Annotated in this window: 28 protein-coding genes and 1 tRNA gene; 14 read left to right on the forward strand and 15 right to left on the reverse strand. The window is 69.1% G+C overall.

Annotated elements, in window-relative coordinates; genetic code table 11:
- Positions 1-262: 262 nt before the first annotated feature.
- Positions 263-1,513 (forward strand): MFS transporter, encoded by a 1,251-nt coding sequence (locus OIE67_RS42635; protein WP_326631228.1) that lies wholly within the window; start codon positions 263-265, stop codon positions 1,511-1,513.
- A 34-nt stretch (positions 1,514-1,547) separates the two neighbouring features.
- On the opposite strand, the gene OIE67_RS42640 is transcribed toward OIE67_RS42635, so the two are convergent.
- Positions 1,548-1,940: an ester cyclase gene (locus OIE67_RS42640; protein WP_106244202.1), complete on the reverse strand. Its 393-nt coding sequence runs from the start codon at positions 1,938-1,940 to the stop codon at positions 1,548-1,550.
- Positions 1,941-2,229: 289 nt separating this feature from the next.
- On the opposite strand from OIE67_RS42640, the gene OIE67_RS42645 reads away from it, so the two are divergent.
- Together OIE67_RS42645 and OIE67_RS42650 are read left to right on the forward strand one after the other, a co-directional pair.
- The gene (locus OIE67_RS42645) at positions 2,230-3,579 is read left to right on the forward strand and encodes a carotenoid oxygenase family protein (protein ID WP_326631230.1); all 1,350 of its coding nucleotides are present in this window, start codon (positions 2,230-2,232) and stop codon (positions 3,577-3,579) included.
- Positions 3,580-3,658: 79 nt separating this feature from the next.
- Positions 3,659-4,369, forward strand: coding sequence for a helix-turn-helix domain-containing protein (locus OIE67_RS42650; RefSeq protein WP_326631232.1), 711 nt, complete (start codon positions 3,659-3,661; stop codon positions 4,367-4,369).
- Here the strand turns inward: OIE67_RS42650 and OIE67_RS42655 are convergent.
- Entirely contained in the window at positions 4,351-4,929 is a 579-nt protein-coding gene (locus OIE67_RS42655) for a dihydrofolate reductase family protein (protein ID WP_326631234.1), read from the reverse strand. The genes OIE67_RS42650 and OIE67_RS42655 overlap by 19 nt on opposite strands.
- Before the next feature lie 184 nt (positions 4,930-5,113).
- A complete protein-coding gene (locus OIE67_RS42660; RefSeq protein ID WP_326631236.1) occupies positions 5,114-5,893 on the reverse strand; it encodes a 2'-5' RNA ligase family protein in 780 nt (259 codons plus the stop codon).
- Positions 5,894-6,304: 411 nt separating this feature from the next.
- On the opposite strand from OIE67_RS42660, the gene OIE67_RS42665 reads away from it, so the two are divergent.
- The 5 genes from OIE67_RS42665 (at position 6,305) to OIE67_RS42685 (ending at position 10,444) form a co-directional block, all read left to right on the forward strand.
- Positions 6,305-7,186 carry a DUF418 domain-containing protein gene (locus OIE67_RS42665; RefSeq protein ID WP_326631238.1) on the forward strand — a complete coding sequence of 294 codons (882 nt, stop codon included), beginning with the start codon at positions 6,305-6,307 and terminating at the stop codon, positions 7,184-7,186.
- Positions 7,187-7,379: 193 nt separating this feature from the next.
- Positions 7,380-7,892 carry a hypothetical protein gene (locus OIE67_RS42670; RefSeq protein WP_326631240.1) on the forward strand — a complete coding sequence of 171 codons (513 nt, stop codon included), beginning with the start codon at positions 7,380-7,382 and terminating at the stop codon, positions 7,890-7,892.
- Positions 7,893-8,123: 231 nt separating this feature from the next.
- A complete protein-coding gene (locus tag OIE67_RS42675; RefSeq protein ID WP_407674928.1) occupies positions 8,124-8,426 on the forward strand; it encodes a type II toxin-antitoxin system RelE/ParE family toxin in 303 nt (100 codons plus the stop codon).
- Complete coding sequence (locus OIE67_RS42680) at positions 8,423-8,752, forward strand: helix-turn-helix domain-containing protein (RefSeq protein WP_326631242.1); 330 nt, start codon at positions 8,423-8,425, stop codon at positions 8,750-8,752. Before OIE67_RS42675 ends, OIE67_RS42680 begins: the two co-directional genes overlap by 4 nt.
- 814 nt (positions 8,753-9,566) lie before the next feature.
- Positions 9,567-10,444, forward strand: a protein-coding gene (locus OIE67_RS42685; protein ID WP_407674929.1) for an IS5 family transposase whose coding sequence is annotated in 2 segments (ribosomal slippage) — positions 9,567-9,963 and positions 9,963-10,444 — 879 coding nt in all. Because the reading frame shifts where the segments join, the coding sequence is not laid out codon by codon here.
- A gap of 115 nt (positions 10,445-10,559) precedes the next feature.
- Here the strand turns inward: OIE67_RS42685 and OIE67_RS42690 are convergent.
- From OIE67_RS42690 to OIE67_RS42705, 4 genes are all read right to left on the reverse strand, one after another.
- Positions 10,560-10,632 (reverse strand) — tRNA-Thr (locus OIE67_RS42690).
- Between the two features lie 20 nt (positions 10,633-10,652).
- On the reverse strand, positions 10,653-11,621 hold the full coding sequence (gene rlmB / locus OIE67_RS42695) for a 23S rRNA (guanosine(2251)-2'-O)-methyltransferase RlmB (protein WP_106244169.1): 969 nt from the start codon (positions 11,619-11,621) through the stop codon (positions 10,653-10,655).
- 38 nt (positions 11,622-11,659) lie between these two features.
- Positions 11,660-13,051, reverse strand: a complete 1,392-nt coding sequence (cysS, locus tag OIE67_RS42700; RefSeq protein WP_326631245.1) for a cysteine--tRNA ligase — start codon at positions 13,049-13,051, stop codon at positions 11,660-11,662.
- 43 nt (positions 13,052-13,094) lie between these two features.
- Entirely contained in the window at positions 13,095-13,481 is a 387-nt protein-coding gene (locus OIE67_RS42705) for a PPOX class F420-dependent oxidoreductase (protein WP_106244164.1), read from the reverse strand.
- 386 nt (positions 13,482-13,867) lie between these two features.
- On the opposite strand from OIE67_RS42705, the gene OIE67_RS42710 reads away from it, so the two are divergent.
- Positions 13,868-15,136 (forward strand): DUF2637 domain-containing protein, encoded by a 1,269-nt coding sequence (locus OIE67_RS42710; RefSeq protein WP_326631248.1) that lies wholly within the window; start codon positions 13,868-13,870, stop codon positions 15,134-15,136.
- Between the two features lie 292 nt (positions 15,137-15,428).
- On the opposite strand, the gene OIE67_RS42715 is transcribed toward OIE67_RS42710, so the two are convergent.
- The 4 genes from OIE67_RS42715 to OIE67_RS42730 all read right to left on the reverse strand — a co-directional run bounded on the left by OIE67_RS42715 (position 15,429) and on the right by OIE67_RS42730 (position 17,273).
- Positions 15,429-15,698, reverse strand: coding sequence for a GlsB/YeaQ/YmgE family stress response membrane protein (locus tag OIE67_RS42715; protein WP_106244160.1), 270 nt, complete (start codon positions 15,696-15,698; stop codon positions 15,429-15,431).
- Positions 15,699-15,792: 94 nt separating this feature from the next.
- Positions 15,793-16,080: a GlsB/YeaQ/YmgE family stress response membrane protein gene (locus OIE67_RS42720; protein ID WP_326631250.1), complete on the reverse strand. Its 288-nt coding sequence runs from the start codon at positions 16,078-16,080 to the stop codon at positions 15,793-15,795.
- A gap of 222 nt (positions 16,081-16,302) precedes the next feature.
- Positions 16,303-16,773 carry a 2-C-methyl-D-erythritol 2,4-cyclodiphosphate synthase gene (ispF, locus tag OIE67_RS42725; protein ID WP_326631252.1) on the reverse strand — a complete coding sequence of 157 codons (471 nt, stop codon included), beginning with the start codon at positions 16,771-16,773 and terminating at the stop codon, positions 16,303-16,305.
- 17 nt (positions 16,774-16,790) lie between these two features.
- Positions 16,791-17,273: a CarD family transcriptional regulator gene (locus OIE67_RS42730; RefSeq protein WP_043624891.1), complete on the reverse strand. Its 483-nt coding sequence runs from the start codon at positions 17,271-17,273 to the stop codon at positions 16,791-16,793.
- Between the two features lie 251 nt (positions 17,274-17,524).
- Between OIE67_RS42730 and OIE67_RS42735 the strand changes: the two genes are divergently transcribed.
- Positions 17,525-18,106, forward strand: a complete 582-nt coding sequence (locus OIE67_RS42735; protein ID WP_245956024.1) for a copper chaperone PCu(A)C — start codon at positions 17,525-17,527, stop codon at positions 18,104-18,106.
- A 34-nt stretch (positions 18,107-18,140) separates the two neighbouring features.
- Here OIE67_RS42735 and OIE67_RS42740 read toward each other — a convergent pair whose 3' ends face one another.
- Complete coding sequence (locus OIE67_RS42740) at positions 18,141-18,833, reverse strand: response regulator transcription factor (protein WP_326631260.1); 693 nt, start codon at positions 18,831-18,833, stop codon at positions 18,141-18,143.
- The gene (locus OIE67_RS42745) at positions 18,830-20,002 is read right to left on the reverse strand and encodes a sensor histidine kinase (RefSeq protein ID WP_326645661.1); all 1,173 of its coding nucleotides are present in this window, start codon (positions 20,000-20,002) and stop codon (positions 18,830-18,832) included. Before OIE67_RS42745 ends, OIE67_RS42740 begins: the two co-directional genes overlap by 4 nt.
- 133 nt (positions 20,003-20,135) lie before the next feature.
- Between OIE67_RS42745 and phoU the strand changes: the two genes are divergently transcribed.
- From phoU to OIE67_RS42765, 4 genes are all read left to right on the forward strand, one after another.
- Complete coding sequence (phoU, locus tag OIE67_RS42750) at positions 20,136-20,780, forward strand: phosphate signaling complex protein PhoU (protein ID WP_326631263.1); 645 nt, start codon at positions 20,136-20,138, stop codon at positions 20,778-20,780.
- Positions 20,781-20,851: 71 nt separating this feature from the next.
- Positions 20,852-21,133 carry a hypothetical protein gene (locus tag OIE67_RS42755; RefSeq protein WP_326631265.1) on the forward strand — a complete coding sequence of 94 codons (282 nt, stop codon included), beginning with the start codon at positions 20,852-20,854 and terminating at the stop codon, positions 21,131-21,133.
- 73 nt (positions 21,134-21,206) lie between these two features.
- The gene (locus OIE67_RS42760; RefSeq protein WP_326645663.1) at positions 21,207-21,674 is read left to right on the forward strand and encodes a GbsR/MarR family transcriptional regulator; all 468 of its coding nucleotides are present in this window, start codon (positions 21,207-21,209) and stop codon (positions 21,672-21,674) included.
- Positions 21,675-21,714: 40 nt separating this feature from the next.
- A complete protein-coding gene (locus OIE67_RS42765) occupies positions 21,715-22,926 on the forward strand; it encodes a cytochrome P450 (RefSeq protein ID WP_106244141.1) in 1,212 nt (403 codons plus the stop codon).
- Between the two features lie 34 nt (positions 22,927-22,960).
- Here the strand turns inward: OIE67_RS42765 and OIE67_RS42770 are convergent, their stop codons facing one another.
- Positions 22,961-23,704: a phosphoglyceromutase gene (locus OIE67_RS42770; protein WP_326631268.1), complete on the reverse strand. Its 744-nt coding sequence runs from the start codon at positions 23,702-23,704 to the stop codon at positions 22,961-22,963.
- 165 nt (positions 23,705-23,869) lie between these two features.
- A complete protein-coding gene (locus OIE67_RS42775; RefSeq protein WP_326631270.1) occupies positions 23,870-24,349 on the reverse strand; it encodes a type III secretion system chaperone family protein in 480 nt (159 codons plus the stop codon).
- Positions 24,350-24,370: the final 21 nt, after the last annotated feature.

Genomic DNA, 24,370 nt, shown 5'->3' on the forward strand with positions numbered 1-24,370 from the left:
CATCATCTCCGACGAGCCGACAGCGCTCAGCGGTCAGCGGCAGCGGCAGCGGCAGCGGTCAGCGGTCAGCGGTCAGCGGTCAGCGGTCAGCGGACATCCTGCAAGATTGCCTACCTGTCCGCGATATTCGGTAGACAGCGTCATGTCCGCTGAGTAGCTTCTGCGGGTCCCGTTGCGCGCCTGCCCAAAAGCCTGAAGCCCTGCCTCTTCCGGAACGGCGCCTCAAGCCAGAGATGGCACCCCTTTTCGAGGAAGATGGTCCGTGACCGGCATTGTCCCCCTGCGCAGGAACGTGCGTTTTCAGATGGTGTGGATCGGCGGCGCGGCGTCGAGGCTGGGGTCGGAGTTCACCAGACTGGCCATGCCGCTGCTGGTGCTCGCGCTCACCGGCTCGCCCGGCCTGGCGGGCGTCGTCGCCGGTGCCCGCATGGTCGCTCTCCTGCTGGTCCAGCTGCCGGCCGGCGTCTGGGCGGACCGGTGGGACCGCCGCCGTACGCTGGTGATCGCCCAGATCCTCCAGGCGGCTGTCTCAGCGCTGCTGACCGTGCTGATCCTCACCGACCAGGTACAGATCTGGCACTTCGTCACGCTGGCGATCCTCGACGCGCTGTGCGCCGCGTTCATCGAGCCGGTCCGGGACACGGCCATTCGCGGGATCGTCCCCGCGGGTCAGCTGCACAGCGCCTATGCCCAGGAGGAGTCCCGCACGCATGCCGCCGGCCTGATCGGCCCTCCGCTCGGCGGCCTGCTGTACACCCTCGGGCGTGCGGTGCCCTTCCTCGCCGAGACCGTCACCTTGGCCGCCGCCGCGCTTTTCTACGCCCTGGCGAAGGTGCCGCGCCGTCCGGCGAACCAGTCACGAACGTCCGCACGAGCGGACGGTGAGGAGCGCCGGCGTGGTGTGCACCGGGAGGCGGCTGAGGCCATCACCTGGTTGTGGCGTCGCCGGGGCCTGCGGGAGGTCACTGCCGCGATGATGGTCCTCAACCTCCTGGGTGGAGCCTTCCTGATACCTCTCATCGTGCTCGTCGGCGAACGCGGCGGTGGCGCGCTCACCACCGGCACGGTCCTGGCCGCCCTCGGCATCGGCGGTCTGGCCGGCGCCCTGCTGTCGGGCCACATCAGCAGGCTGCTGCCGCCCGGCATCCTGCTGCTCGCCGTCCTGACGATCTTCGGCGCCGCGCTGGCGGCCACCGCGCTGCCGTGGGGGGCGTGGTGGCCGATGGTCCCCTTGGTGTTCATCACCCTGTCGACCCCCTCGCTCAATGTCGTGCTGAACGTGGTGATCGCGCGGATGGTGCCGGACGAGATGCTCGGCCGGATGGGCGCGGTGCTGAGCATGGGCGGTATGGCGCTCAAGCCCTTCGGCCCGGTTCTCGGTGGAACGCTGGCCGCGGCACTGGGCGGCGCGGCGGCGCTCGTCGTCCTGGGTGGGCTACTCGGCGCGACCGCCGCCGCGGCGGCGCTCAGCCGGGAGTTGCGCCGCTTCACCGGGGAGATCGCCCCGGCCTGAGGCGACGCTGTACGACCCGATCGGTCGTCCGGGTTCAGGTCGTGAGTTGCCGTCGCATCTCGGCCGAATCGTGCAGGTTCGTCATGTGGACGAAGCGGCCGTCCCTGACCTTGTAGATGGCGTACTCGACGATCTTGAACGAGGCGCCGGTCGGCGGGACGCCGAGCCAGTCCTTGGCGGGTGTGCCGGTGTTGATCGCGCGGACCGCGATCCCGTCGCGGTCGAGCAGCAGTTCCTCGACCTCCCAGTGGATGTCCGGAACGGCGTCGACGATCCCCTTCAGGGTGTCGACGACGTCGTCACGGGTCCCGGGCACGCCGCCGAGCAGGACCTCGTCGTTGATGAACTCGTCCATGCCGTCGAACTCGTGGGCGTTCAGCGCCGCCGCGTATCGCATGTACCAGGCGCGCAGGTCGTTGTCAGTCACAGGATCGTCCTTTCTGGTCGTACCACCGGCTTCGCGAAGGTCTTCGCCCGCATCCAGGCGACTTCCGCACCGATCGGTCTAGAAGTCGACTGTAGCACTTCTGTACCGATCGGTCGCAAATCGGGTAGCCCGGTCGAGGCGACCGGTATGGATATTTCTGGTATCGCCCTCACCTGGGCTCATTCCGACCGGCTGAGGGAGGCAGGAAGAACAAGACTGTTGTCCGCGCATCTTCTCGTGCACGGTTGTCGGCGTCTGGCCCCCCACACATACCAACGGGAGTCCCCACATGTCCGAAACGGTGCCGCTGCATCTCGCGGGCAACAACGCGCCGGTCACCGACGAGGTGTCCCTGGAGCCGTCCAAGGTCGTCGGCGAGATCCCGGCCGAGCTGAGCGGGCAGTTCTTCCGCAACGGGCCCAACCCGCGTACCGGCTGGTCGCCGCACTCGTTCGCGGGCGACGGCATGATCCACACCATCGCGCTGGACGGCGGCAGGGCGCGCTGGTACCGCAACCGGTACGTACGCACGCCCCTGTACGAGCACCCCGGCGAGTCCCGCTTCGCCCTCGCCTTCGACCAGGAGACCAGGCGGATCGACTACCGGGTCACCACGGCCAACACCCACCTGATCGCACACGCGGGCCGGCTCTTCGCCCTGGAGGAGGGCGGTTTCCCGTACGAGGTGACGCCGGACCTCGCCACGGTCGGGGCGTACACGTTCGACGGAGCCCTGCGCACCCCGATGACCGCGCACCCGAAGACCTGCCCGAGCACGGGCGAGCTGCTGTTCTTCGGCTACCAGCTGCGCCCGCCGTACCTGACCTACTACCGCGCCTCGCCCACCGGCGAGGTGGTGCAGACACGGACCGTGGACGTGCCGCGGGCGACGATGATGCACGACTTCGCCATCACCCGCCACCACGTGATCTTCATGGACCTTCCGGTCGTCTTCGACGCCGCCCAGGCCGCGGCGGGCGGGCCGCCGTGGCGCTGGGACGACGCGCACCGCGCCCGGTTCGGCGTGCTGGCGCGCACGGCCGGCGACGACGCGTCCGTACGCTGGTTCGACGTCGAACCGTGCTACGTGTGGCACACCATGAACGCGTACGAGGACCCGGCGGGCGACACGATCACCGTCACCGGCACCCGCGTCCCCACGCTCTGGCGCGCCGGCGCCGAGGACCTGGAGGGCGGGCTCCCGATCGCATACCGCTGGACGCTGCACCTGCGCTCGGGCGCAGTCACCGAGGAACCGCTCGACGACGCCCCCAGCGAATACCCCCGCGTGGCCGACTCGACCCTCGGGCTCCCGCACCGCTACGGCTACACGACGAGCTTCTCCCTGGACGCCGAGCCGGAGCGTTCTGAGATCTACGCCTACAACCTCACCGGCGGCGCCGAACGGGCGGTGCACCGCTTCCCACCAGGCCACACCTGCGGCGAGGCCGTCTTCGTACCCCGGGCCGGGACCGGCGAGAACGCGGGCTACCTGATGACGTTCGCCCACGACCGCGGCACCGGCACGAGCTACCTGGCCATCCTGGACGCCACCGACCTCGCCGCACCGCCGCTCGCCGAAGTACACGTCCCGGTACGCATCCCGGCCGGCTTCCACGGCAACTGGCTCCCGACCTGAGCGCCAGGGGGTTAGCCGAAGCGCGAAGCCGCATAACCGGGCAAGCCATCGCGAACGCGAAGCGACGTATCATTCGCCCGTGAAACTGCGGTTCAAGACGCGTGAGTCGGACTCGGCGTGGGTCGACACCGTGTGGACATGCACGAGCGAGCAGGTCACGACAATGACGTCCGTCGCAGGGGTGCGCTGGGGCCTGGTGTTCTGGGAACAGGCCGGCCAGGCGTACACGACCATCACCGGTCCCGAGACCCGGACCGGCACGGCGCCGGTGCCGGAGGGCGCGACCTTCACCGGCATCGACTTCGCCGTGGGCACCTCGTTACGGGCCATGCCCATGTCGGCGCTGGTCGACGGGGGCATCGTGCTGCCCGACACCACGCGCCGCACGTTCCGCCTGGACGGCGCGCGGTGGGAGACGCCCGGCCCTGACGACGCCGAAGCCCTGGTCGAACGCCTCGTCCGGGCCGGGATCGTGGTCCGTGACCCGCTCTGCGTCGAGGCACTGCGGGGTCACCGCCCATCCGTCTCGGAGCGCACGGTCGAACGCCGGTTCCGCGCCGCGACCGGACTGACGCGGGGCGCGGTCCGGCAGATCGAGCGGGCCCGCACGGCGGCGCGACTCCTGGCCGCCGGCGATCCGGCCGCCGATGTCGTCGGCAAACTCGGCTACTGCGACGAGCCGCACCTGGCCCGGGCCTTACGCTCCTACGTCGGACGCACCGTCAGGCAACTGCGCGAGGGCGCCGGCGGCGCGATCGGCCTCGACCTGGATCAGCGCCTGACGTCGTAGACCAGCTTCAGGATCCCGTTCGAGTAGCTCTCCGACTCCCGCAGGGTCAGCATGTGCTTGTCCCGGTCGGCCCGGCCGAACAGGCTCTTCCCGGCGCCGAGCAGCACGGGAAAGACCAGCAGGTTGTACTGGTCGATCAGCCCCGCGTCCGACAGCCGCCGGGCCAGCTCCGCGCTCCCGTGGATGTAGACGGCACCGCCCTCACTTTCCTTGAGCGCCGCGACGTCCTCGGTCGAGCGCAGGATCGTGGTCGGCCCCCATCCGTCGACGATGGCGTCGTCGGACAGCGTGGTCGACACCACGTACTTGGGCAGCTCCTTGTAGTCGGCGTGGTCCTCCGAGCCAGGCCAGAGCGGCGCGAACGACTCGTAACTGCGACGGCCGAACATCAGCGCCGTCGTGTCGGCGAGCTCCTCACCCTTCAACGACCAGGCTTCGGGGACGAACTCGAGGTCCTTGAACACCCACCCGCCGCTGCGGTGTTCTTCCCCCGGCCCGCCGCCAGGCGAGTCCACGATGCCGTCGAGCGACATGAAACCGGTGTAGACCAATTTACGCACTGTGCCGTCTCCTCGTGCTCGGGCGAGTTGCCGGGCTCACGCTAGAGCACGGCCGCGGTGGCTGTCTTGAACGGAAACGACAGCGGGTCTGAAACGCGTACCCGAACACCGGTCAGCCGAGGGTGCAGGTGGCGCCCTCGCCGGGAGTCTTGAGGTCGACGATGTGGCTGCACATGACGTGATCTCAAGTGGACCGGGCGACGTGCCGATGACCATCGTCGGCTCCCAACGGTACGACCGCGTGGGTGTTCCACCGATACACCCACTCCGGTTCAAGAACCCGGTTCTGGACGATCAACGTGACACGATCGACGTTCACCCGAACCGGCTCCACATCGACGCCACCCAGCGCCTCCACGTAGGACTCAGCCGGCCCTGACGTATTGATGTAGGTCAGGCTCACATGCGGATGCAGCCCTCCAGCCTGCTCGGCCGCCATCGGAGCTTCGCCTGCCACCTCGGCGATGCCGTTCCTGATCTCACGCCAGATCTCGCGCAGCGGCTCCGCCGGGGTGACTTCCCACGCGACACTCTCGCTTCTGACAGCCGGCCGGTCGAAGGTGAGTTCCACCGGCGCGAGCCTGCGCAGCCGTACGGCCACAGCCTGGGTGACCTGCTCAAGCCTCTCCTCGGAGACCTCGTCCACCCACCCGACGCTCTGCACGGTGAGGTGCAGCCACTGGACCGGCACCGGGTCGTGTCCGCTGACCACCGCCAGCGCCCGCTGGTACCGCTCGGCGAGGCGATGCAGTCGCGGCGCGCCCTCGAAGGTCAGGTGCCAGGTGTAGACCAGCCGCCCCGGCCACCACCCTTCCCGCGGCCACCAGTGGGAGCGAACCTCGTCCATGTCGCGTCCGGTCATCCGGCTCACCTCGAATCTGGAGAGCGACGTTCGCCTCAAGCTTGCCGTCACCAAGAGCTTGGCCGCCGACGATTGACGCCAGGACCCGGACAGGCTGACCACCCGAAAGTATGATCTCTCGCGCTGCGGACCCTGCTTTCGGCCGGTGCCGTCCCGCCGGGCGGGCTTGCAGGATGAGGCCTCATGCCACGCGAAGAACTCCCCTACAGGTCGCCTCCCCAGGGGCAAACCGGCCATCCCCGCCACCGTCTCCCGCACGACGGACCCACCGACTCCCCCCAGCCACCTCATTCCGCCACGCGCGCGTCCGGCCACCCCGAGCCCACCACGCGCGCATCCGACCAGCCCCAACCCACTGCATCCGCATCCGCATCCGGCCAGCCTCACCCCGCTGCGCCCGCGTCCGACCAGCCCGACAGCGGCGCACACTCCTCGGGCCGGCCACGAATCATCGCACTCGACGTACTACGCGGCTTCGCACTGTGCGAGATCCTGCTCGCCAACATCCAACTCATGGCCACCGGCACCTCCGCCGTCGTCGTGCAGCCCATGGGCGACTGGGACCCCTGGCTCGGACTGCCGATCTTCTCCCTGCTGTTCGGCATCGGATTCGCGCTGCTGCTGGACTCCTCCGCGCGCCGCGTCCCCCGCCCCCGGCTGGTCCTGTTACGCCGACTCGGAACGCTGCTCGCGATCGGCCTCGTGCACATGCTGCTGTGGCCGGGCGAGATCCTGACCGACTACGCCGTCGTCGGCATGGTGATCCTGCTGCCCTCGACCTGGCTGCCGCGCTGGGCCATGGCCGGCCTCGCCGCCGCACTCATCCCGGCGGCGCTGATCTTCGGCGGCGGCGGGCCCCTGCTGATCGCCGGGCTGTTTTTGCTGGGCTCGGCACTGGTCCGCTACGGCGTGATCGAGCGGCTCGACCGGTCCACCCGAGGCCCGCTCCTGCTGGGCCTGCTCTTCACGGCGGGCCTGGCCTGCGCCCTGTGGGCACCGGCAAGCATGCGGGCCGTGGGCGCCACGACATACCTGTCTTCCCTGTCCAGCCTGGCCGACCTACTGCTCGTCGGTGTGTACGTGTGCGGCCTGCTAGTCCTGCTCAGAACACCGCTACGACCAGCACTACGATTCCTCTTCGCACCACTGGGCCAGATGGCGCTGACCAATTACCTGACCGCCACACTCCTCGTCCTTGCGGCCGACCACATCCTCGGCCTCCCGATCGGACAGTCCTTGACGACGGCGTACTGGACCGCAGGAGCCATCCTCACAACCCAGTGGCTGTTCTGCACCCTCTGGCTGCGCCACTACCGCCAGGGCCCCATCGAATGGCTCTGGCGCTGGGCCACCTGGACCCACCGCCCACCCCTCAGCCGCCCCAGAACGTCATGAACGCTGACGTCTCGACAACTCCCGGCAACCCGCCCGACCCGCTACACCCAGACATCCAGGAACGTTGCCAGCAACGGCATCAAACGCCATGCCGATGGTCCCGCTCATCGCTCAACCGGGCCGCTGAACCACAGGCACAAACCCACCCCGGGCCCTCTCCAGCGGCCAACTCCACCCAGTCACCCACCGGCCCATGCGAATCGACAACCAGCACAACCGCACCGCCGACACGCTCCACGGCCTCCAGCCATGCGACGCGCTCTCCGACCTCCTCGGGCCGGACAGCGCCGCCGACAAGAATCCCGGAATCACCCGGCCCATCGACCACCGAGGCAGTCATACCGGCAAGAAACTCCCAGCCCTCACAGAGCACCGGCCTGCCCCCATCAAGCCGGAAAACAGGCAGCCGCTCAATCGGCTCAGACGAGACGACAACCAGCACCGGCACGGCACCATCGAGATAACCAGTATCCGCGCGAGGAACATAGACCGGCACCCGGCGAGTATCCCACCACCCTGCCTGCAGCCGGATCCGTTGCGATCACGGCACCGCTGGGTGCGCGTCATTCGCGCTCATGTCGTGCTGAACGTGGCGCGTGCCGACTGGGTAGAGGTAACTGAACGGCTCTCGCGACTGGCCACCACACCCCGCGCCGATGCGGAGTCGGTGCTGGAGACCACGACTGAACGCTTCAGCTGCCGCTGAGAGCAGACGACCTGGCTGACCTGGAGACACAGCTCTGGGTAGAACTGCCCGACGGGTACCCGAGCGGGGGGCGCGGCAGGCCAAGACGCATCAGAGCCGTTGGACCGTCCACTAGCGTGGACATAAGCCAAACGTTATACTGCCTGCATGGCCCGGGAGATCGTACTGCTTTAACCCGTCGAATCGTGGTTCCTCAAGCTCTGCGAGAGCGACCCCGCCTCCGCTGCTCTCATCGAGAGTGCCATTGACCGCCTTGCAGAGGTCGGCCCCGCTCTCGGGCGTCTACTGGTTGACACCCTGATCGACGGCGACATAAGCAACCTCAAGGAGCTACGCCCGGGCTCACGAAAGCGGACCGAAGTTAGAATCGTGTTCGTTTTTGATCCAGACAGGGAAGCTATCTTTCTCGCAGCCGGCGACAAAGCTGGAAGGTGGTCGCGCTGGTACGAGGAAGCGATCCCACTGGCCAAAGCACGCTACGCCGACTACCGCGCCGCGAAGTCGGCCGAAACAAAGAGGGAGGACAAGCGATGAGCCCAGGACGCAATTGGCGTGAGGTCAAGGCGGAAGCGCACCGGTTGTACCCCGAACTGACCGACCCGCAGCGGCGGGCCGACGCCAAGGCCCATCTGGATGCCTATGTCGCCGGCCACCACCTGAAAGAACTGCGCAAGTCCGTCGGCAAGACACAGTCCGAGGTAGCTGCTGCGCTCGGGATCTCTCAAGCACGCGTCTCTCAGATCGAGAACGGCGATCTGGACTCGATGGAAATCGAGACCATCCGCGCTTATGCAGCCGCTCTCGGCGGCCACGTCGATGTGACGATCAGCGTTGGGCCTCACTCGGTACGCGTCGCTTGATCAGGCGCGACGAGCAGTGGTTGCCGCTGATGCCATTCGGCGTTAACGCCCGGAACGCCCTGGAAGTCTTGGCTAGTAAGCCTATGTCCTGACAAATCATGAAGCCCCTGACGGCGATTCGCCTGTTCAGGGGCTTCATGCTGCAGCGCCGACAAGGGGCATCGAGCCCTTGACCTCTGCTTAGGAGGGCGCCAAAAACAATCTGCAAGAGCCGTTCAGACCCGTTCGCCGCGCTGATCGCCAGGCTTCCGCCAGTCAGGACAGTTCACCTCAGTTCACGATTGTCCGTCCAGGTGGCTCCCAAGGTGGCTCCCCGAAGGGCCGGTGGATCTGGTGCTTGCCAATCGGCTTGATCACCTGGGAAACGCGCCTGACCTCGACAAGAACCCGCTCCAGGTCCCAGCGACACAGCAGCCCGGTTGACCGGTGCGCCTGGTCACGTCCAAGCTGCGGAAACTGGCCGAACGAGCAGGCGCGTAAGGAATCAGGCGCACCTACTCGCCCTTCGGAATGGGGACACGAAGTGGCGCCAGCGGGTTTTAGCTGGGGGTTTGGGGGGCCGCGCCCCCCAATGTCACAGCCCGAGCCCCATCGCGCGAAGCGCCCCATGAAGGACCGCGCATTGGAACTGGGGGCTTGGGGGGCGTACCCCCCAAATGGAACAGCCTGAGTTGCCTTGCGCGTAGGCCGTGTTTCAGAAGTGAGTTGCGTGGCGGTTGCGCGGTGACGTAGATCGACAAAAGAGGAGGTCTCCGGTAGATGAGTCAACGACCAAGAAGACCATCTGCACGGAGACCTCGTGGACACCTTACCGGTGGCGGGGCGGGCTGATCTGACCGATGCGCAGTGGGCGGTGCTGGAGCCGCTGTTGCCCGTCGGCCGGAAGCCAGGGCGCCCGCCGATCTGGACGAAACGGCAGCTCATCGACGGTATCCGGTGGCGGGTGCGGGTGGGTGCGCCGTGGCGGGACGTGCCGGAGCGGTACGGATGCTGGCAGACGATCTACGGGTTGTTCCGGCGCTGGCAGCGTGCCGGCATCTGGCAGCAGATCCTGACCGTCTTGCAAGCCCAGGCGGACGCGGCCGGGCTGATCACGTGGGATGTGAGTGTCGACTCCACCGTCTGCCGGGCCCATCAGCACGCCGCAGGGGCGCGGAAAAGGGGGATCTGCAGGTCGAGTCGCCGGGCGGGGTGCGGGAGGAGCCGGCCGATCACGGGCTGGGGCGTTCATGTGGCGGCTTGAGCACTAAGCTGCATCTGGCGACCGAGCAGGGCCGCCGAGCGCTGTCGATCGTGCTGACGGCCGGGCAGCGTGGTGACAGTCCTCAGTTCAGGGCGGTCTTGGAGGGTATCCGGGTGCCGCGCCTGGGCGGGGGCCGGCCCCGGACTCGGCCGGACCGGGTGCTGGCCGATAAGGCCTACAGCTCGCACGGAAACCGCCGTTACCTGCGCAGGCGCGGCATCAAGGCCACCATTCCGATCAAGCTGGACCAAGCCGCCGCCCGGCGCAGGAAGGGCTCCCAGGGCGGCCGGCCACCGGCGTTCGACCCCGAGTCGTACAAGCTGCGCCACGCGGTGGAATGTGGCATCAACCGGCTCAAGGGCTACCGAGCGGTGGCCACCCGTTTCGACAAGCTGGCCGTGCGCTACGAAGCGACCATCCACATCGCCGTGATCGACACCTGGCTATGAGTCCACTACTTCTGAAACACGGCCTAGCGCTCCCCTGGCGATGACCATGCGTTTGCGATCGAAAGCCAGGAAGCCCCTGAGGGCGTATCGCCTGTTCAGGGGCTTCCTGGTGCAGAGCCGACGAGGGGAATCGAACCCCTGACCTTCTGTTTACAAGACAGATGCTCTGCCGATTGAGCTACGTCGGCACGGCCTACCAGTGTAGACGCTAGAGGCGCCTGTGACGAGCGACCTCGTACAGCGCCACCCCAGCCGCCACCCCCGCGTTCAGGGATTCCGTGGCGGCGTGGATCGGGATGCGGGTCACCACGTCGCAGTGTTCGCGGACCAGGCGGGACAGGCCCTTGCCTTCTGAGCCCACGACGACCACCAGGGGCTCGGTCAGGAGGTCGACGTCGCCGATGTCGGTCTGGCCGGCGCCGTCGAGGCCGATGACGAAGAGGCCGGCTTCGCGGTATTCGCGCAGGGCCGTGGTGAGGTTGGCGGCGCGGGCGACGCGGAGGTTGGCCAGGGTGCCGGCGGAGGTCTTCCAGGCGCCGCCCGTGACGCCGGCCGAGCGGCGGGACGGGATGAGCAGGCCGTGGGCGCCGAAGGCGGTGGCGGAGCGGGCGATGGCGCCCAGGTTGCGTGGGTCGGTGACCGAGTCGAGGGCGATGATGAGGGGCGCCTCGCCGGCGTCGTGGGCGAGCTCCACCAGCTCCGACGGGTGCGCGTAGTCGTAGGCGGGGATCTGCAGGGCCACGCCCTGGTGGACGGCGCCCTCGGTCAGGCGGTCGAGCTTGTCGCGGGTGACTTCGAGCAGGGCGACGCCGCGTTCGGCCGCGATCTTGATGGAGTCGCGTACGCGATCGTCGTTGTCGATGCGCTGCGCGACGTAGAGGGCGTTGCACGGCACCCCCGCCTGCAGCGCCTCCAGCACCGGGTTGCGGCCGCCGATGTATTCGGGGGCGTCTTCCGAGCGGCGCTGCCTGGCGGGTGCGGGGCGGCGCGCACCGCCGCCGCCGCGTTCTTCGCGGGCGATGCGCTCGTCGCGGGCCTTGTCCTTGTACCAGTGACGCATCTCGGCAGGCGGAGTCGCGCCGCGGCCCTCAAGCGACCGGCGCTTCTGCCCACCGGTGCCCTTGGCCGGGCCCTTCTTCTTCGCGGGCCTGCCCGACGATCTACCCCCAGCTGCCATGCAATAAGGGTACTCGGGTCGCCGCCCCACTCAGCCCGTCAGCGGCTGAGCTCCCAGCGGGCGCCGTGGGGGGTGTCCTCGACGGTGATGCCCGCGGCCGACAGCTGGTCTCTGATCGCGTCGGCGGCGGCGTAGTCCTTGCGCTCCCTGGCCGCCTTGCGCTGCTCCAGGGCCACCGCGACCAGCGCGTCCACCACCGGCGTCAGGTCGGTGCCGGCGGTGCGCCACTGCGGCGAGCGCGGGTCGAGGCCGAGGACGTCGAGCATGTTCTGGGTCTCGGCCAGCAGCCGGGCCACGGCCTCCTTGTCGCCCCGCGCCAGCGCCACGTTGCCCTCGCGCACCACCTCGTGCACGACGGCGAGCGCCTGGGGCGTGCCCAGGTCGTCGTCGAGCGCGTCGGCGAACGCCTGCGGCAGCGGCGCGTCGGCGTCGACGTCGTGGATGACCTCGGCGGCGCGCGTCACGAAGCCCTCGATCCGCTGGTACGCGGCCGCGGCCTCCTGCAGCGCCTCCTCCGAGTAGTCGATCGAGGATCGGTAGTGCGGCGCCGCCAGGTAGTAGCGCAGCTCGACCGGTCGTACCTTCTGCACCATCTCGGGGATCAGCAGCGAGTTGCCGAGCGACTTGCTCATCTTCTCGGCGCCGATCTTCAGCATGCCGTTGTGCATCCAGTAGTGCGAGAAGCCGTCGCCGGCCGCCTGGGACTGGGCGATCTCGTTCTCGTGGTGCGGGAAGATCAGGTCGATCCCGCCGCCGTGGATGTCGAACGTCGGGCCGAGGTATTTCGTCGCCATCGCCGAGCATTCGAGGTGCCAGCCGGGACGCCCGGGGCCCCACGGGGTCGGCCAGGTCGGCTCGCCCGGCTTCTCGCCCTTCCACAGGGCGAAGTCGCGCGGGTCGCGCTTGCACGACTCGTCGTCGGTGTCGGCCGCGGCCCGCATGTTCTCCGGCTTCTGGTTGGACAGGGAGCCGTAGCGGTCGGCGTAGGAGCGTACGTCGAAGTAGACGTCGCCACCCGAGGCGTAGGCGTGGCCGCGCTCGATCAGACGCTCCATCAGCGTGATCATCTCGGGCACGTGGCCGGTGGCGCGCGGCTCGACGGTCGGCGGCAGGCAGCCCAGCGTCTCGTACGCCCACGTGAAGGCCCGCTGGTTGCGCTCGGCCACGACGAACCAGGGCACGCCCTCCGCGGCCGCCACTCTGATGATCTTGTCGTCGATGTCGGTGACGTTGCGGCAGAACGTCACCTCGTAGCCGGAACGCGCCATCCAGCGGCGTAGCACGTCGAAATTGACGCCTGACCGGATATGTCCGATATGCGGAGGAGCCTGCACGGTCGCCCCACACAGGTAAATCGACGCCCGGCCGGCTTCGACCGGAACGAATTCACGGATGGCACGTGTGCTGGTGTCGTAGATGTGCAGGCTCACGAACGCAAGGCTAACGCCTCAGAGCCGTCATCACGCCGATAAATCAGCCTCGCAAGTAGACCCTGTCCGGCGAGATCCGTATGATGAGCCGCTCCGTGCCCGGCTTGTCCTCCCATGAGCGACCTCGGTACTTCTGCGACAGCTCCTCGATGAGCGCCCCCTCGGGGTCGGGCGTCACCGTCACCCGGCCGCGCACCTCCACGTAGCGGAGCGGATCGTCCGGATCGATCACCAGCAGACTCACCCGCGGGTCGCGCTCGAAGTTCCGCGGCTTCCTGCGCCCCTTCACGGTCGAGAACAGCACGTCGTCCCCGTCCGTACGCACCCACACGACGGACGACTGCGGCCCGCCGTCGGGGTTGAGACTCGTCACCGTCGCGTAATTCGGCGCGTCCAGGAGTTTGCGGACATCGGCTGACAGTGCGGCCATGTGGTGCTCCCTTGACTACTGGATCGATCGGTCGATTGGCTCGATTGGTTGGCCGGCGGTCGATCGGTCCGTCCGTCCATCCGTCTTGGAATCTCATCGACGATACTCAGGGCTGCGCGGATGCCGTCCTCCGGTATCCCGGCCGCGTCCTCTGTCCGCCGTCTTACGGCTGGGTGGCTCCCGGGGCCGGGCACGGGGCCGTCGCTGCGGGAGGCCGCACGGAACGCGCCTCGCGGACGTGACCGGGCCACCCCCGCGACGGCTCCGGATGGACGCGGCACGCCCCGCCGAGGGCCGCGGAAAGCCGGAATCCCCGTGCACGGCCGAGGAATCGCCCGCCGCCAAGAGCGGGAAGGGAAGTCAATCTTCTGTAGGCTCGAACCGACATGGACGTGACTCCCCCCTCTGTGCTCCGCCGACTCGGCCTCGCTCTGGCCGGTCTCGCGGTCGCCGCCCTCGCCGGGGCCGCGTGCGCGCTGTCCTTCGATGATCTGCGCGGGCTGGCCCTCACCGGCGAGGCCCGGCAGGACCTCGCCTTCCTCTATCCGGCCGCCTTCGACGCGCTGCTCCTGGTGGCGCTCATCGGCGTGCTGCTGCTGCGCCCGGCCAGGATGCTGGTACGCGTGCAGGCGGCGTTCGTGCTGGTGCTGCTCATCGTGGCGGCCGCGGCGGTGAACGTGGCCTCGGCGGTGCGGTTCGAGTTCGGCGCGCGGGAGGCGGCCATCGGCGTGGCCCTGGCGCCGTGGGTGATGCTGGCCCTGGCGCTGTGGCTGTGGTTATTGCTGATCAAGCACGTGCAGGGCCGTCGCGGGCTGACCGCGGAGCACGACGCCGAACGTACGGCGGAGCAGGACCTCGTGCCCTTCAACCGGCCGCATCCCCAGGCCGATACGCCGCCCTCGCTCGCGACGGCGTCGGCCGCGCCCGTCCTTGAGCCCACCCCGGTGGTCGGCCCCACCGCCGCTCCCGAGACGCCGCCGGTGTCGGCACGGGTGAGCGAGTGGCCCGTACCGGAGGAGGAGTCGCCTCAGCCGGCCACCGGCGCTCCCGCCGTGCCCGCGCCCCGCCCCGCCCCTGAGCCCGGCCCCGCGCACGAGGCCCCTCCCGCCCCACGGCCGGCCCCTGCCGACGACTCCGCCGACGAGCCGCGGCCCGCTCAGACCCATGAGGCCGCCGACGAGCCGCCACCTGCTCGGGTGTACGACGAGACCCCGGTGGACGAGACCGTCGACGACCCGCACCCGACCCAGGTGTACGAGGCCGTCGACCTGCCCCGGCCTGAACAGGCGTACGAGGCCGCTGACGAGCCCCAGCCGGAGCCCGCCCCCGAGCCAGAACCCGAGCCCGAGCCCGAGCCGGTGACGCGGCCCGTGCGCTGGGGTGACCGGGTCAAGCCGGCCGACGTCCTCGTCCACCCTCGCCCCAGCGCGGACGACAAGGACGCCGACACCCAGCCGCACCCCATCGTCGCCGACGACACGCCCGACCCGGAGCACGGCCCTGAGGCGGCCGACGTGGAGGAGCGCAGGCAGGTCGCGAGCAGGACAGAGGACACCGGCGAGACGGAGGACACCGCGCCCCATCCGGTGATCCACGACGACACCCCGGCCCCGGCCGAGCGCCTCCGCAGCACCCCGCGCCCGCCCGAGGACTGAACGCGAGGAGACGGGCCGCCAGAAAGGCGGACGGGATCGTCGAGGGCCCGAGCGGTCAACGCGGGGGACCGAGCCGCCAGAGGCCCGCGCAGCCGGCGCCCAGGGCTGTCAGAGGCCCGCACAGGTCGACGTCCGGGGCTGTCGGAGGCCCGGGGAGTCAACGCGGAGGAAACAGCCCGTAGGACAGCATGAGGGGACCCGCCCGGGATCGCATCCCGGGCGGGTCCATGTATCCCGCCTCGCCGGCGCGTCCGGCGCTCCATCGCGTCAGGACGCCGCGTCGGACGTAACGTCAGACGCTTCGGCCGCGCCGCAGGCCCGCGACCAGGCCGACGCCGACGATGGCGAGCACCACCTGCATCACCAGTTCGATCCAGTCGATGCCGGGGGTCGTCTCCACACCGAGTACCTGCGCGAGCAGCGTCCCCAGCAGCGCGGCCACGATGCCGACGACGATGGTGAGGATCCACCCGATGGCCTGCCTGCCGGGCAGCAGCAGACGACCGATTGCGCCAATCACGGCGCCGATCACGATGGCGCCAAGGATGGATTCGATGGTCATGACATGAAACCTCCCCGTGAGAGTGCCGTTCACTCTCACGGGGATGGGCTACCCGATCTACGGCGATTATGCGCCGATTTTACGAATCTGAAGGTCAGGTCGTTGTTCGGCCGCCGCGGCCGCCGCGCCCCATGCCCATCCGGGTCACGAGGAGCACGCCGATGACGGCCAGGACGAGCTGGAGGATGTGTTCGATCCAGTCGATCCCTCGCGTGTCGGCCCAGCCGAACGCCTGGGCGATCAGGGTGCCGATCAGGGCCGCCACGATGCCGACGATCAGGGTCAGGCCGATGGACATGTTCTGCCGGCCGGGCACCAGCAGCCGGGCCAGCGCACCGACGATGGCGCCGATGACTACCGCGGATACGATCGCGCCGATCATGTGTAGCTCCCCCCGAGACGTTCACATGTCTTGGGACACATACCCTCTGATCAGGCAAACTACGCATAGACGGGAAGCCAGCCCCGTACCGCGCCAGAGAAATGGATGGGAAGGCGGCGGCCCGTACCGCGCCAGTGACGAACCGCCGCCTCCGCATGCAGCGGGTCGGCCGGCGACCCGCCGGGACACCCTCACGTATCCCTATGTGAAGACGCCCGGCGTTCAGGAAAGGTTGACCACGAGAGCCGTCGCGATGGCCGCGATGCCCTCACCGCGGCCGGTCAGGCCCAGACCGTCGGTCGTGGTGGCGGAGACGCTCACCGGCGCCCCCAGGGCCGTACTGAGGGCCTTCTCGGCCTCCTCGCGGCGTGGCGCCAGCTTGGGCCGGTTGCCGATCACCTGGATCGCCACGTTGCCGATCTCGTAGCCGGCCGCCCGCACCTGGCGCGCGGTCTCCTCCAGCAGGGCCGCGCCCGTGGCGCCGGCCCAGCGCGGGTCGGCGGTGCCGAACAGCCGCCCGAGGTCGCCCAGGCCGGCCGCCGACAGCAGCGCGTCGCACGCCGCGTGAGCGGCGGCGTCGCCGTCGGAGTGTCCTTCGAGGCCGACCTGGTCCGGCCAGGTCAAACCCGCGAGGTTGAGCTCGCGTCCTGAGTCATCCGATGCGAACGGGTGGACGTCGACTCCGACGCCCACCCGTGGAAGATGTGTGTTCAGGAGTTGAGGACCTCGTCGAGCAGGGCCTCAGCCTTGTCCTCATTGGTCTTCTCGGCAAGAGCCAGCTCACTGACGAGAATCTGGCGAGCCTTGGCGAGCATGCGCTTCTCACCCGCCGACAGGCCACGCTCACGATCCCGGCGCCACAGGTCCCGAACCACCTCGGCGACCTTGTTCACATCGCCGGAGGCGAGCTTCTCCAGATTGGCCTTGTAACGACGAGACCAGTTGGTCGGCTCTTCCGTGTGCGGCATGCGAAGGACGTCGAAAACCCGCTCAAGGCCTTCCTGGCCGACAACATCGCGCACACCGACGAGTTCCGCGTTTTCAGCTGGCACCTGGACGGTAAGGTCGCCCTTGTCGACCTTGAGCACCAGGTAGGTCTTTTCCTCACCCTTGATGGATCGCTTCGTGATTGCTTCGATCCGAGCAGCCCCATGGTGGGGGTAGACGACAGTGTCGCCGACCTGGAAAGTCATGTGACAAGTACCCCTTCCGCTGTACTCCAGGGTACCACGCATCCACAGCCTCCCGGAACAGTGAAATCCTCATAACTGCAGGTCAACGCCGCATATTGGGGCTTGACAAGCGCTCAACTGTATGAATCGCATTTCTGGACATAGCGAATGACCTGCGGGGGTGCGGATATGACCTTGCATTGGGGTGGATATGGTGGGCGCTGCCCATCACGCACGCGCGACACCTGCGCAAGACCAAGGAGAACCCGCCCGTGACCAGCCGTCGCTGGATTGTCGTAGCCGCCGCGTTCTTGGCCGCCCCCGTGCTGGCGGGCTGCGGGGCAGGATTCGACGCCACCACCAACAAGCCGTACGCGCCGAACGAGGCGCAAGCGTTGATCGATAACGGTCAGTACGGCAACAAGAGCGGCATTCACATCCCGCAGGCGTTCATCCTCGGCCCCGACTCAGGGGCGCAGCTCCCCTGGCGCGGCTCGGCCCCGATCTACCTGAACATCCTCAACACGGCCGGCACCGCCGACACGCTGCAGGCCGTCTCCGCCGGGAACATGGGCACGGTCAAGGTCACCGCCCCGATCCAGCTCCCGTCCAACCAGCTCGTCAACACCGGCAAGCCCACCCCTCAGCTCATGCTGGAGGCGATCCCCAAGAGCCTCAGGGGCGGCGAGAGCATCAAGCTGGACCTCCAGTTCGCCCAGGCTGGTGTCGTGTCCATGAACGTGCCTGTGGTCACGCGCAGCCGTGAGTTCGCGGAGTATCCCCCGGCTCCCGGCGCCACCCCGGCGCCCACGCCCACTCCGTCGGCCTCCGCCCCCGCGGAGGAGGCCCACTGACAGCGGCGGTGAAGGGCCCCGCGGCCGGGGCCCTTCACTCCTCCGTCGCGTCGAACTTGTAGCCCAGGCCGCGCACGGTCAGGATGCAGCGCGGGTTGGACGGATCCGACTCGATCTTGGCGCGCAGCCGCTTGACGTGGACGTCGAGCGTCTTGGTGTCGCCCACGTAGTCGGCGCCCCAGACGCGGTCGATGAGCTGGCCCCTGGTGAGCACCCGCCCGGCGTTGCGCAGCAGCACCTCGAGCAGCTCGAACTCCTTCAGCGGCAGCTGCACCGGCTCGCCGCGCACGGCGACGACGTGGCGGTCGACGTCCATCCGCACCGGGCCGACGGCCAGCACGGCCGTCTCCAGCTCCTCGACGACGTCGCCCTGGCGGCGCAGGACCGCGCGGATGCGGGCGACCAGCTCGCGCGAGGAGAACGGCTTGGTGACGTAGTCGTCGGCGCCCAGTTCGAGGCCCACGACCTTGTCGATCTCGCTGTCCTTGGCGGTCAGCATGATGACCGGCACCTTGGAGCGCTGCCGCAGCGAGCGGCACACCTCCGTGCCGGGCAATCCGGGCAGCATCAGGTCGAGCAGCACCAGATCGGCGCCGTTGCGGTCGAACGTGTCGAGCGCCTCGGGCCCGGTCGCCGCGACCGACACCTCGAAGCCCTCCTTGCGCAGCATGTAGGACAGGGCGTCGGAGAAGGACTCCTCGTCCTCGACGACGAGAACACGGGTCATGGGGCTGCCTCCAGGGGAATCGAGGGTGGTACTGCCACCGCCGTCCCGCCGAAGGCGGGCAGGCGGAGCGTGAAGGTGGAGCCGGACCCTTCCTTGCTCCATACGGACACCTCGCCCGCGTGCGCGGCGGCGACGTGTTTGACGATGGCCAGGCCGAGCCCGGTGCCGCCGGTGGCGCGCGAGCGGGCCGCGTCGACGCGGAAGAAGCGCTCGAAGATGCGTTCCAGCGCCTCCTCGGGGATGCCGATCCCCTGGTCGCTGACGCTGATCTCGACGGAGTCGCCCGCGGGACGCACGCTGACGACGACCCTCGTGTGCTCGGGGCTGTAGGCGACGGCGTTGTCGATCAGATTGCGCAGGGCGGTGACGAGCAGCTCGACGTCGCCCCAGATGCGCAGGCCCTCGATGCCGCCGGTGACGAGAGTGATGTCCTTGGCGGAGGCCCTGGTGTTGCAGTGATCTATGGCGTCGGACACGGCCTCGTCGATCGCGACCTGGCCGGGGGTGGGGATCGGCTCGGCGCCCTGGATCCGGCTGAGCGTGATCAGGTCCTGGATCAGGTAGTTGAGCCGGGCCGCCTCCAGCTGCATGCGCCCGGCGAAGCGGCTGACCGCCTCGGGGTCGTCGGCGGCGTCCTGGATGGTCTCGGCCAGCAGGCTCATGGCGCCCACCGGGGTCTTCAGCTCGTGGCTGACGTTGGCGACGAAGTCGCGGCGCACGGCCTCGACCCGGCGCCGCTCGGTCTGGTCCTCGGCCAGCACCAGCACCTGGCCGTAGGAGCCGAGGGGTGCGACGCGGACGGCGAAGTTCGTGGTCTCCTGGCCGAACTTGTGGCCGGCGACGTCGATCTCGCTCTCGCGGATCTCGCCGTCGCGGCGTACCTGTCTCGCCAGCGCGAGCAGCTCAGCGGCCATCAGCCGGTCGCCCTTGACCAGCCCGAACGCCCGCGCCGCCGAGCTGGCGCGCAGGACGCGGTCGTGGGCGTCGAGGACCACGGCGGACGAGGGCAGCACGGCCAGCACGGACGCGATGCCCTGCGGCAGCGCGGCGCCGTTCCCGGCTCCGTCCGCGGCGGCGGTGCGGCTGGGGGCCTCGATCTGATTGCGGTAGAACAGGACCGCCAGGGCGCCCACCACGAACCCGGCCAGGGCCGCGAAGCTCATGGCCATCTCACTCATGCCTCCGATGGTAGGTGGCGTTTTCGCAGGGACAGACCCTCTCATCAGGGGATGAACATCCCTTTCCTGGAAAGTTCATCTGGCTGTTGGGGTTCGTTCATCGACCGGGTCGTACGGTGACGGCATGCGCGACGCGTACCACGAAGAACTCGACGCACTGACCGACAAGCTGGTCGAGATGACCCGCCTTGTCCGCTCGGCGATCTCCCGTGCCACCACCTCACTCCTCGACGCCGACCTCGCGCTCGCCGAGAGCGTCATATCCCGCGACGAGGAGGTGAACGCGACCTTCGCCGACATCGAGACCTCGATCTTCGAGCTGATGGCCAGGCAGCAGCCGGTCGCCGTGGATCTGCGGATGGTCATCACGGCGCTGCGCATGGGCACGGACCTCGAACGGATGGGCGACCTGGCCGTCCACGTCGCCAAGGTGGCCCGGCTGCGGCACCCCGACTCGGCCATCCCGCCCGAGCTGCGCTCGACCATCCTGGAGATGGGCCAGATCGCCGAGACGCTGGTCACGAAGGCCGGCAGCTGCGTGGCCTCACGCGACGTCGAGTCGGCGCTGGAACTGGAGCAGGACGACGACGCGATGGACCGGCTGCACCGGCGGCTGTTCAGGAAGATCCTGTCCAAGGACTGGGAGCACGGGGTCGAGCCGGCGATCGACATCACGCTGGTGGGACGCTATTACGAGCGCTACGCCGACCATGCGGTACGGGTGGCGCAGGACGTCGTCTACCTCGTCACCGGGACCCGCCCGGCCTGACGCGGGGCCGGGCTTGACGCCGCGACGGGATGGACCATGCTGGTACGGGTTCCGTTCTGGAGGGCTGAGCGATGGCGGAGGAAGAGGCGCGGGCGACCGGGCGCTGCCTCATGTGCAAGCGCACGTTCGGCTACGACCCGGCGACGGTGGAGACGGTGCTGATCGACCCCGAGACCGGCCTGCCGCCGGGTTTCACCGTGCTCGGCACCTTCCGCCCGGCCGGGCCCGATTCCGTGGCCCGCTCCGCCGACCAGCCGATCTGCCCTGATTGCCGGGAGAGGGCGGCGGGGCTCTGGAAGACCTACAACGCGCCGCCTCCCACCTGGGAGAGCTGGCCACCGCCCAAGGACTGACCCCGTACTTTCCAGCTCCCGGTTCTCGACGTACTCTACATAAAGTACGTACTTGACGATAATTGCGGAGTTGGTGCCTGTGGAGCCTCCGGAGCGGGAGTTCGTCGACCGGATGGGGCTGGTCATGGAGCGGCTGGGCGGCACTCGGACGATGGGGCGCCTGTCCGCCTGGCTCATGGTCTGCGACCCGCCCGACCAGTCGCTCACCGACCTGGCGGCCGAGCTCGGCGTGAGCAAGACCGCGGTCAGCACCGTCGCCAGGCAGATGGAGATGGTCGGCATGGTCGAGCGGGTGCCGTCGGCCGGCCGCGAGCACCGCTACCGGACGGCCGACGGCGGCTGGGCGCACGTCATGCGGGTCCAGCTCGCCGGTCTGCAGGTCAGTCTCGACGCACTGGACTTCGGGCTGTCGGTCCTCCCCGAGGATCGGCCCGGGCCGCGCGCCCGGCTGGCGGAGACGCGCGAGTTCTTCGCCTTCCTCATGCACGACGCCGACCGGCTGTTCGAACGGTGGGAGGAGTACCGCAAGGAGTCGTCCTGACGTACGCCACAGAAGAGGGATCCTCAACCAAGGAGTGACGATGGCGCACATCGTCGAACGGTACGACGTTCCCCGGCAACTGTTCTGGCTGCACGGGCCCCGGACGGGCCCGGCGGTCGAGTTCGACCCGCGGGCCGGGATGTGGTCCGTCTACGGCTACCCGGAGCTGCAGGAGGTGCTCGGCGACCCCGCGACCTTCTCCTCCGACACGATGCGGGTGGTGCCGAAGGAGATGATGCCGAAGGACGGCTTCTCGCTGGAGGGCTTCATCACCCAGATCGACCCGCCGGAGCACGGGAAGCTGCGCAAGCTGGTGAGCAGCGCGTTCACCCGCAAGGTGGTCGCGGACCTGGAGCCGCGGATCGCCGCGATCACGCACGAGCTGCTCGACGCGGCACGCGAGGGCGAGGGGTTCGAGCTGGTGCGCGACCTGGCCTATCCGCTGCCGGTCATCGTCATCGCCGAGCTGCTCGGCGTGCCCAGCGAAGATCGGGCCCTGTTCAAGCGATGGGCGGACGCGCTGTTCCAGCGGGACGCGGAGGTCTCGCTCGGCCAGTCCGCCGAGGAGCGCGCGGAGAGCCTCGAGGCCACGATGAAGCCGTGGCGGGAGATGAGCGACTACCTGGCCGGGCACGCGGCCGAGCGCCGCAAGGGGCCGCGCGCCGACCTGCTCACCAGGCTGGTCGAGGCCGAGGTGGACGGCGAGCGCCTGCCGACCGAACAGGTGGTCAACTTCGCCATCCTGCTCCTGCTGGCCGGGCACATCACCACGACGATGCTGCTCGGCAACACCGTGCTGTGCCTGGACGCCTTCCCCGGCCAGCAGGACAAGGTACGCGCCGACCGCGCCTCGGTCCCGGCCGTGATCGAGGAGTCGCTGCGGCTGTTCACCCCGTTCGCGCTGCTCGGCCGGGCCACCACGCGCGAGAGCGAGCTCGGCGGGGTGACGATCCCGGCCGATCAGCTGGTGATGTGCTGGATGGCCGCGGCGAACCGGGATCCGCGGCAGTTCGAGGACCCCGAGGCGTTCGATCCCCATCGCGACCCCAACCCGCACCTGGCGTTCGGCCGGGGCATCCACTTCTGCCTGGGCGCGCCCCTGGCCAGGCTGGAGGGGCGGGTCGCGCTGAACATCCTGCTCGACCGCTTCGCCGTCCTGCGCAGCGATCCCGCGGATCCCGTGGAGTTCATCTCGGCGCCGTCGCTGACCGGGCTGCGCCGCCTTCCGCTGCTCGGGAAACCGGCGGCGTGAGGTCATGGGGCGGGCCGCGCCCGCCCCATGGAGGTCAGCGGCCCTGGTTGGCGACGGCCTCGATGGCGGCCTCGGCGGCCTCGGGGTCGAGGTATTCGCCGCCCCGCCGCACCGGGCGGTAGTCGGCGTCGAGCTCGTAGACCAGCGGGATGCCGGTCGGGATGTTGAGCCCGGCGATGGCGTCGTCGTCGATGCCGTCGAGGTGCTTGACCAGGGCCCGCAGGGAGTTGCCGTGGGCGGCCACCAGGACCGTGCGGCCGGCCGCCAGGTCGGGGACGATCTCGTCGTACCAGTACGGCAGCATCCGGTCGACCACGTCCTTCAGGCACTCCGTGCGGGGCATCAGCTCCGGAGGCAGCAGGGCGTAGCGAGCGTCTCCCGCCTGGGAGTATTCGTCGTCGTCGGCGATGGGCGGCGGGGGCGTGTCGTAGGAGCGGCGCCAGAGCATGAACTGCTCGTCGCCGAACTCCTCGCGGGTCTGCGCCTTGTTCTTGCCCTGGAGGGCGCCGTAGTGGCGTTCGTTGAGCCGCCAGCTGCGCTTGACCGGGAGCCAGAGCAGGTCGGCCTGCGCCAGCGCCAGCTGGGCCGTCTGGATGGCCCGGGTCAGCAGGCTGGTGTGCAGGACGTCGGGACGCAGCCCGGCGTCCTGGAGGAGCCGGCCGCCGCGCCGCGCCTCGTCCTCGCCCTTGGCCGACAGGCTCACGTCCACCCAGCCGGTGAACAGGCCCTTCGCGTTCCAGTCACTCTCGCCGTGCCTAAGCAGCACCAAAGTCGCCATGCGGCCAATCCTATGGTTCCCGGGACGAGCCACCGGCCGGGGTCGGCGAGAGCCCGGAAGGTTCTACCGCTCGGGGCCGGCGAGAGCCCGGAGGCTCCTATCGGTCGGGGCCGGCGAGAGCCCGGAGGCTCCTATCGGTCGGGGTCGGCGAGAGCCCGGAGGCTCCTATCGGTCGGGGTCGGCGAAGCGGGCGAAGGCCTGGAGGTTGGCCAGCGACTCGCCCCGCTTGGCCCGCCACTCCCACTCCCGCCTGATCGACGAGGCGAACCCGAGCTCCAGCGCCCGGTCGAACCATTCGTCCGAGTACGTCAGCACGCAGCCGAGCAGCCGGTCGATCTCCTCCTCGGTGATGGCGTCGAGGGGCAGGCGGCCGACCAGGTAGACGTCACCGACGGGGTCGAGGGAGAAGTGCACCCCGTACATCGAGCCGTTCCTGCCCAGCAGCCAGCGGTAGAACTCCGTGTGGTTCTCGTCGGGCTGCCGGCAGAAGAACGCCTCGACGTGCAGCATCCGCTCCCCCACGATCAGCCAGGTCATGGTGGCGAGCTTGTGCTGTCCGGGCAGTTTGGCGAGGAACGCCCCCGGCCGCGGCTCGTCATAGGAGACGTCCGCGGCCTTGAGCGCGGCTTCGACGACTTCGCGCATGCCGCCCAGGCTAGAACAAAG

The sequence above is a fragment of the Nonomuraea fuscirosea genome (assembly GCF_035917475.1).
Taxonomy (GTDB): Bacteria; Actinomycetota; Actinomycetes; order Streptosporangiales; family Streptosporangiaceae; genus Nonomuraea; species Nonomuraea fuscirosea.

Bases quoted from the DNA above. Each gene is read 5' to 3' on its own strand.
- OIE67_RS42710 (WP_326631248.1), top strand. From the start codon at position 13,868: ATGGACGTGACTCCCCCCTCTGTGCTCCGCCGACTCGGCCTCGCTCTG.
- OIE67_RS42705 (WP_106244164.1), bottom strand. From the start codon at position 13,481: ATGGCCGCACTGTCAGCCGATGTCCGCAAACTCCTGGACGCGCCGAAT.
- OIE67_RS42775 (WP_326631270.1), bottom strand. From the start codon at position 24,349: ATGCGCGAAGTCGTCGAAGCCGCGCTCAAGGCCGCGGACGTCTCCTAT.
- OIE67_RS42680 (WP_326631242.1), top strand. From the start codon at position 8,423: ATGAGCCCAGGACGCAATTGGCGTGAGGTCAAGGCGGAAGCGCACCGG.
- OIE67_RS42645 (WP_326631230.1), top strand. From the start codon at position 2,230: ATGTCCGAAACGGTGCCGCTGCATCTCGCGGGCAACAACGCGCCGGTC.
- rlmB (WP_106244169.1), bottom strand. From the start codon at position 11,621: ATGGCAGCTGGGGGTAGATCGTCGGGCAGGCCCGCGAAGAAGAAGGGC.
- OIE67_RS42670 (WP_326631240.1), top strand. From the start codon at position 7,380: ATGCGAATCGACAACCAGCACAACCGCACCGCCGACACGCTCCACGGC.
- OIE67_RS42720 (WP_326631250.1), bottom strand. From the start codon at position 16,080: ATGATCGGCGCGATCGTATCCGCGGTAGTCATCGGCGCCATCGTCGGT.
- OIE67_RS42665 (WP_326631238.1), top strand. From the start codon at position 6,305: ATGGCCACCGGCACCTCCGCCGTCGTCGTGCAGCCCATGGGCGACTGG.
- OIE67_RS42770 (WP_326631268.1), bottom strand. From the start codon at position 23,704: ATGGCGACTTTGGTGCTGCTTAGGCACGGCGAGAGTGACTGGAACGCG.
- OIE67_RS42740 (WP_326631260.1), bottom strand. From the start codon at position 18,833: ATGACCCGTGTTCTCGTCGTCGAGGACGAGGAGTCCTTCTCCGACGCC.
- phoU (WP_326631263.1), top strand. From the start codon at position 20,136: ATGCGCGACGCGTACCACGAAGAACTCGACGCACTGACCGACAAGCTG.
- OIE67_RS42745 (WP_326645661.1), bottom strand. From the start codon at position 20,002: ATGGCCATGAGCTTCGCGGCCCTGGCCGGGTTCGTGGTGGGCGCCCTG.
- OIE67_RS42715 (WP_106244160.1), bottom strand. From the start codon at position 15,698: ATGACCATCGAATCCATCCTTGGCGCCATCGTGATCGGCGCCGTGATT.
- OIE67_RS42765 (WP_106244141.1), top strand. From the start codon at position 21,715: ATGGCGCACATCGTCGAACGGTACGACGTTCCCCGGCAACTGTTCTGG.
- OIE67_RS42730 (WP_043624891.1), bottom strand. From the start codon at position 17,273: ATGACTTTCCAGGTCGGCGACACTGTCGTCTACCCCCACCATGGGGCT.
- OIE67_RS42755 (WP_326631265.1), top strand. From the start codon at position 20,852: ATGGCGGAGGAAGAGGCGCGGGCGACCGGGCGCTGCCTCATGTGCAAG.